Source organism: Pseudomonas sp. GW823-FHT02C02, from assembly GCF_058797635.1.
The window spans coordinates 249,496-255,559 of sequence record NZ_JBXAJV010000009.1; the positions used below are offsets into that span (position 1 = coordinate 249,496).

The 6,064-nt window shown below is 59.8% G+C and carries 7 protein-coding genes; 2 read left to right on the top strand and 5 right to left on the bottom strand.

What is annotated here, in order from left to right; translation table 11 throughout:
- Nucleotides 1-7 precede the first annotated feature (7 nt).
- The 5 genes from AC1ROI_RS18395 to bamJ all read right to left on the bottom strand — a co-directional run bounded on the left by AC1ROI_RS18395 (nucleotide 8) and on the right by bamJ (nucleotide 2,702).
- Nucleotides 8-415, bottom strand: coding sequence for an SEL1-like repeat protein (locus AC1ROI_RS18395; RefSeq protein ID WP_083376029.1), 408 nt, complete (start codon nucleotides 413-415; stop codon nucleotides 8-10).
- On the bottom strand, nucleotides 416-787 hold the full coding sequence (locus AC1ROI_RS18400; protein ID WP_003223109.1) for a hypothetical protein: 372 nt from the start codon (nucleotides 785-787) through the stop codon (nucleotides 416-418). It lies immediately after the preceding gene.
- The gene (locus AC1ROI_RS18405) at nucleotides 784-1,125 is read right to left on the bottom strand and encodes a helix-turn-helix domain-containing protein (protein ID WP_077748155.1); all 342 of its coding nucleotides are present in this window, start codon (nucleotides 1,123-1,125) and stop codon (nucleotides 784-786) included. The genes AC1ROI_RS18400 and AC1ROI_RS18405 overlap by 4 nt, the downstream gene beginning before the upstream one ends.
- Nucleotides 1,126-1,239: 114 nt before the next feature.
- Nucleotides 1,240-1,695, bottom strand: a complete 456-nt coding sequence (locus tag AC1ROI_RS18410; protein WP_010456751.1) for a YkvA family protein — start codon at nucleotides 1,693-1,695, stop codon at nucleotides 1,240-1,242.
- Between the two features lie 293 nt (nucleotides 1,696-1,988).
- Entirely contained in the window at nucleotides 1,989-2,702 is a 714-nt protein-coding gene (bamJ, locus tag AC1ROI_RS18415; RefSeq protein ID WP_010456752.1) for a BamJ family beta-barrel-assembly machinery protein, read from the bottom strand.
- 271 nt (nucleotides 2,703-2,973) lie between these two features.
- Here bamJ and AC1ROI_RS18420 point away from each other — a divergent pair, with 271 nt between their 5' ends.
- Together AC1ROI_RS18420 and AC1ROI_RS18425 are read left to right on the top strand one after the other, a co-directional pair.
- Complete coding sequence (locus AC1ROI_RS18420) at nucleotides 2,974-4,782, top strand: di-heme-cytochrome C peroxidase (RefSeq protein WP_102595822.1); 1,809 nt, start codon at nucleotides 2,974-2,976, stop codon at nucleotides 4,780-4,782.
- Nucleotides 4,779-5,912, top strand: a complete 1,134-nt coding sequence (locus tag AC1ROI_RS18425; RefSeq protein ID WP_102595820.1) for a catalase family protein — start codon at nucleotides 4,779-4,781, stop codon at nucleotides 5,910-5,912. The genes AC1ROI_RS18420 and AC1ROI_RS18425 overlap by 4 nt, the downstream gene beginning before the upstream one ends.
- Nucleotides 5,913-6,064: the final 152 nt, after the last annotated feature.

Below are 6,064 nucleotides of genomic sequence, written 5' to 3' on the forward strand. Positions count from 1 at the left end.
GCATCAATTACTGCGCAGTATCGCCACTCTCCAACCCTTTCAACTTGATCTCCGCCAGCGGATGCCCAGCCTGCACCGCAATCCGCCAGAACCGCGCCGCTTCCACCGGATCCGGCGCCTTGCTCGGCGTCCCCGCCAAACTGATCACTCCCACCTGATACGCCGCTTTGCCATCCCCCGCCAAAGCCGCCAGGCGCAGCAATCGCACACCCTCCTCGCGAGCCCCAAGGCCAACGCCACGAAAGGTCAGGATGTGGCCATAGAAGCTTTGCGCGCCGACATCACCCAGATTGGCCATCCGTGCGAACTGGCCTTCGAGCCAGCTCCAGCCGCGGGGCTGTCGCACGAACCACGACCAGTGAAACAATCGGCGGGCCAGCCAGTAACTGGCCCGTGCCTTGAGGCGTAAAAACACTCAGGCCTCCGCCGATTCCGGGTACTCGTATTCGAACACGCGCACCACTTCCGAAGCGTGCCATGAGGCGGCGGCGACACCGTCGGACGGTCCCGAGAAACGCCCCAGACGCTCGACGCATTCGAAGAAACCGGTGCGTGGCAGGCGGCTGGCGCCCTGGCTGATCACCAGCGAGCTGCGCAGCGGCTGCTCGGCCTTGGCGTCCAGCGCAGCCAGATGCTCCAGCGCAGCGGTGAGGGTTTGCATGGCCGGCGTGGGCAACTGCAAACGTTCCAGCAAGGCTCGATAAGTCAGCAGATGCCGTTGGCGGCGGGCCTGATCCAGCTCACCCAACAACCCGTCCCAATGTTGACGACTGATGCGGACGCTCACGATTCATCCCTCCACCCTGGCACCGTCAGTTCCCAGGCCAGACTGCGGCGAATCGCAGCGTCGGGTAGACGCTCGCCACTTTCGATCAGGGCCAGATAAGACGGGCTGATGCCTACCGTGCGGGCCAGCGCCTCGATGGCGATGCCCTTCCCTTCGCGCAAACTGCGTAGTTGATCCAGACCTGGAAGAATCGGGTCTGATGATGTGGCTTGACGCGCCGGCGTGTCGGGCGCCGGTTGTTGGTTGATGCCTGCTGCTTTCAGTAGAGCCTGGTACTGAGCCCACGGCAAAACCGCGTATTCGGGCTCGCCTTCGCGTGTGATTATCTGAATATCCATGACTTCCCCGTAGGACAACGACACTTAGCGAGTCGGCACTTTTCCCTAGAAGTGTAATCCTAACAGCGGCCACGGTCGCGGGGGGTATGAATATAAGGACGATCCTCAATCGAATCAGGTTTTTTTCGGGCCTTGAAGCTGAAGTTGCTCAGGTGTATCGGGGAGCCGCTCCACCACCGCAAGCTTCTCCGGCAACTGACGTTTGCGCCAGGCACGGAACGCATTGAGTTCATCGTCGAGGACTTTCATCAACCAGGCCAGCACGGCAATGTCATCCAGCATGCCGAATACCGGGATGAAGTCGGGGATCGCATCCACCGGACTGAGGAAGTACATCAGGCCGGCCACCACCGAGATCAGCGCCTTCGGGCTGATGGCGCGGTACTCCCCACGCCAGTAGGCCAGGCACAGTGCCTGCATCAGGCGCAGATCGTCTTTGAGTTTGCCCAATCGGTTGCCCTGACTGGCCCCTTTGCTGGCGACGGCGAACAGCAGGGTCGGCAAACGTCCACGGGCAAGCAGGCGTCCGGCGAGTGGCAGGAAACGAGCGAAATTCCAAGGTGCTTTCATCATTCCTCCCGCTGAAATGTTATCCACACAAATTGTGGATAACCTTGTGAACAGAGCTATATTTCACGGCTGAAAGCCCCGTTTCATAAGGGCTCAACTCAGATCGGGCGTTTTTTACTCACATAAAAAAACCCAAGATTTCATTGACTTGGCGCGCCGGCGCGGCTAGCACGGCGTCCTCAATGGCTATGACTGCACCGTACAGCATCCGTTCGCTTTGTTTACCCTCGCTGAACGCCAGATGCAACAACGCCCCGCATAAAGCGAGGCGTTGTTTTTAAAGCAGACGCTGATTACTTGGCGGCGTCTTCTTTTGCTGGATCCTTGATCGCCAGCAGTTCCAGGTCGAATACCAGCACCGAGTTGGCTGGAATCGCCGGGCTTGGGCTTTGGGCGCCGTAGGCCAGCTCGCTAGGAATGTACAGCTTGTACTTCTCGCCAACGTGCATCAGTTGCAGGCCTTCGACCCAACCCGGAATCACGCCGCTGACCGGCAGATCGATCGGGCTGCCACGGTCGACGGAGCTGTCAAAGGTAGTGCCGTCGGTCAGCTTGCCGGTGTAGTGAACAGTCACTACGTCGGTCGGCTTTGGCTGTGCGCCATCAGCTTTCTTGACCACTTCGTATTGCAGGCCCGAAGCAGTGGTGGTGACACCCGCTTTCTTGGCGTTTTCTTCGAGGAATTTCTTGCCGGCGGCTGCCGACTCTTCGCTCATTTTGGCCATACGCTCTTCAGCACGCTTCTGCAGTGCTGCGAAGGCTTCGACCAGTTCTTCATCCTTCAGCTTCTGTTCTTTCTTGCCGACGGCGTCTTCGATGCCTTGGGCTACGGCTTTGGAGTCCAGGTCATCCATGCCTTCCTGAGCCAGGCTCTTGCCCATGTTCAGGCCAATCCCGTAGGAAGCTTTTTGCGCCGGGGTTTTCAGCTCTACGCTGGTCTGCGAGTCACAACCCGCAAGTACCAGGCTAACCAGGGCCACCGCCGCCGCCAACCGATGCTGTTTCATGCTATTTCCTTGTTCATGCGCCTAAAGGGCAATCGAGTAAAGCCGCGAGCTTATCAGGCGGCCACGACCAATGGCTACCGGCATGAGAGCAGGAAACTTCTGATAAGTTCAGGTGTTTTAACGCATTTCGGGATTGCAGCGATGAAGCTTCTGTCATCTTGGACCCCACAGAGACGAATACCGGATCCCACAGCATCTGGCGTAATGGCCACTTGCCGCACCTCAAGCACTGAGGCATAAGAGAGCTACAAAATCGACAAGGATGTTTATCTTGCGCCTCTTATTCCGCCTGCTGGCGTTGTTCGCTGTGCTGCTGGGGCTGGGCCTCGCCGTGGTGCTGTACTACGTCGCCAACCCGAAATTGCCGACCTGGTCCCCCGCACAACAGGTGCATTACCTCGAGCAGTGGAGCGCCGCCGACCGCCAGACTTACTACTTCACCCCCCAGGGCACTCAGGTCAAAGGCTTGCGCTATGACTGGTTCAAGGAGCTCGAACTGCCCTTCTCGGAACAACGCTTCGCCGCCCCGGAATACCTCGCACGCTTTGGTTTCCTGATCGACCCCGAGCAGAAAGCCACACCGAACAACCCTGCCAACTTGCCCGTGGGGTTTGCCCGCCATCAAAACCCCGGCAGCCAGGACGAGTTCCTCGACATCACCTGCGCCGCCTGCCACACCGGTGAATTGCGTTTCAATGGCCAGGCCGTGCGGATCGACGGCGGTTCGGCGCAGCATGTCCTGCCTTCCAGTGTTCCTACACTACGCGGTGGCAGTTTCGGACAAGCACTTGTCGCCAGTCTGGTCTCGACTTATTACAACCCGTGGAAATTCGAACGTTTCGCCCGCAACGTGCTGGGCGAGGACTACGACACCCGCCGCCAACAGTTGCGCCAAGACTTCAAAGCCTCCCTCAATATGTTCGTGAAAGTGGCCTGGAACGATACCCATCGCGGGCTCTATCCGACCGAGGAAGGCCCCGGCCGCACCGACGCTTTCGGGCGCATTGCCAATGCCAGCTTCGGCGATGCGATTTCACCTGATAATTACCGCGTGGCGAATGCGCCGGTGGACTACCCGCAACTGTGGGACATGTGGACCTTCGACTGGGTGCAATGGAACGGTTCGGCGCAGCAACCGATGGCCCGCAACATCGGCGAAGCGCTGGGCGTCGGTGCCACCCTGGATTTCTTCGACGCCAATGGCCAGCCGCTCAAAGGTGACGAGCGCTATCCGTCGAGTGTCCGCTTGCGCGACTTGCACCAGATCGAACAAACCCTGCAACGGCTCAAACCACCGGCCTGGCCCGAAGCGCTGCTCGGCGCTGTCGATAAGCCTCTGGCCGTCAAAGGTCGCGAATTATTCAGCGAAAACTGCGCAGGGTGCCACGTGCCTCGATCGGTCCAGACCAACGGGCGTTGGGTGCAACACCTGAAAATGCTGCCGGTGGATTACATCGGCACAGACCCGGGCGCGGCCAATAACATCGCCGACCATCGCTTCGACCTCAGCGCCTTGCAATGGGACCCGGCGGAGCTGGCGAAACTGGATGTGCAGTTGCAGCCGCCGCCCGCCGAACCGCTGGACATGAGCAAACTCTCGTCAGCCAAAGGCCTGGCTTACGTCACCGCTTTCGTCGGAAACCGTGCTTATCGCGAGGCGAAAATCCCCGAGGCCGAGCGTCCGGAGATGGATGGCTTCGGCCTGCCGATTGGCGTGCGTGAATTGCGCGCCTACAAGGCCCGTCCGTTGGCCGGCGTCTGGGCGACGGCGCCGTTTCTGCACAACGGTTCGGTGCCAAGCCTCTATCAACTGCTCTCGCCCCAGGATGAACGCGCAACGACCTTCTTCAAAGGCACGTTCGAGTACGACCCCAGGCACCTGGGCTATCGCACCGAGGCCTTTACCAATGGCTTCAAGTTCGACACGCGCATCACCGGCAATCACAACAGCGGCCACGAATTCCGTGCTGGCAAGTTGGGTAACGGCGTCATCGGTCGCCTGCTGCAACCGCAGGAGCGCTGGGCGCTGCTGGAGTATCTGAAAGTGTTGGGCGGCCCGTTGGAGGCACAATTGCCATGAGCAGACTGTGGATGTGGTTGGGCGCCTTTCTCGGCAAAACCCTGTTGTGGGTACTGGGCCTGGGAGTGCTCGGCTGGGCGCTGGCCACGGCGTGGTTTGCCTGGCAGCACAGTGGACCGGTATCCGCTGAAGAACTGATCCCGAATGGCGAAGCGGCGATGACTCAGGACATCATCCAGACGGCCGTGCGCATCGTCGATCAGCACCGGGAAAGCACCCGCTACCTGCGTGATGCGCACGCCAAGGCACATGGCTGCGTGAAGGCCGAAGTCCAGGTCCTGCCGGATCTGACGCAAGCGCTGCGTCAGGGCGTATTCAGCGAACCCGGCAAAACCTGGCAAGCGACGATGCGGCTGTCCAACGGCAATGCCTATCCACAGTTCGACAGTATCCGCGATGCCCGGGGCATGGCGATCAAGTTGCACGACGTGCCCGGCAACCAACTGCTCACCGATCAACAAAGCCGTGGCGAACAGGACTTTGTGATGTTCAGCCATCCGAATTTCTTCGTCAGCGATGTCGCCGAATACCGTCAGAATGTGGCCGCCCAGGCCGATGGCAAGAAGCTGATGGCGTTTTTCCCCGGATGGGATCCGCGCACATGGCAGGTCCGTCATCTGTTTATCGCTTTGGCGACACTCTCCCCTGCGCCGGAAAGTCCGACACAGACGACGTACTTTTCGGTCTCGCCCTACAAGTTCGGTAACGCCAATGCGAAGTTTCGGGTGACGCCCGACCCTGACAGTTGCCCGGCCTACACGTTGCCGGCGCAGAACCAGAAGCTGCCGAATTTTTTACGCAATGCGCTGAATCAGCAGTTGTCGACGGATCGGGTGCCCGCGTGCTTTGTCTTGCAGATCCAGCGCCAGGATCCGGGCAAGTACATGCCGATCGAGGACACGAGTATCCAATGGAAGGAAAAGGATGCGCCGTTCGAAACCGTGGCACGGATCAGGCTGCCCGCCCAGGACTTCGACACGCCAGCGCTAAACGTGCAATGCGATAACCAATCGTTCAACCCGTGGTTCGGGCTTGAGGCTCATCGCCCGATTGGCGGGATCAACCGTCTGCGCAAGGCGGTGTACGAAGCGGTCAGCGATTACCGCCACAGCCGCAACGCCGAGCAATAAAGCCAAATCCCGGACAGCAAAAAGCCCGCATAAAGCGGGCTTTCTGTGTGGTGACCTGGCGTTCAGCGTTCCAGATTACCGAATATGGCGCAGCGGACGGGACTCGAACCCGCGACCCCCGGCGTGACAGGCCGGTATTCTAACCGACTGAA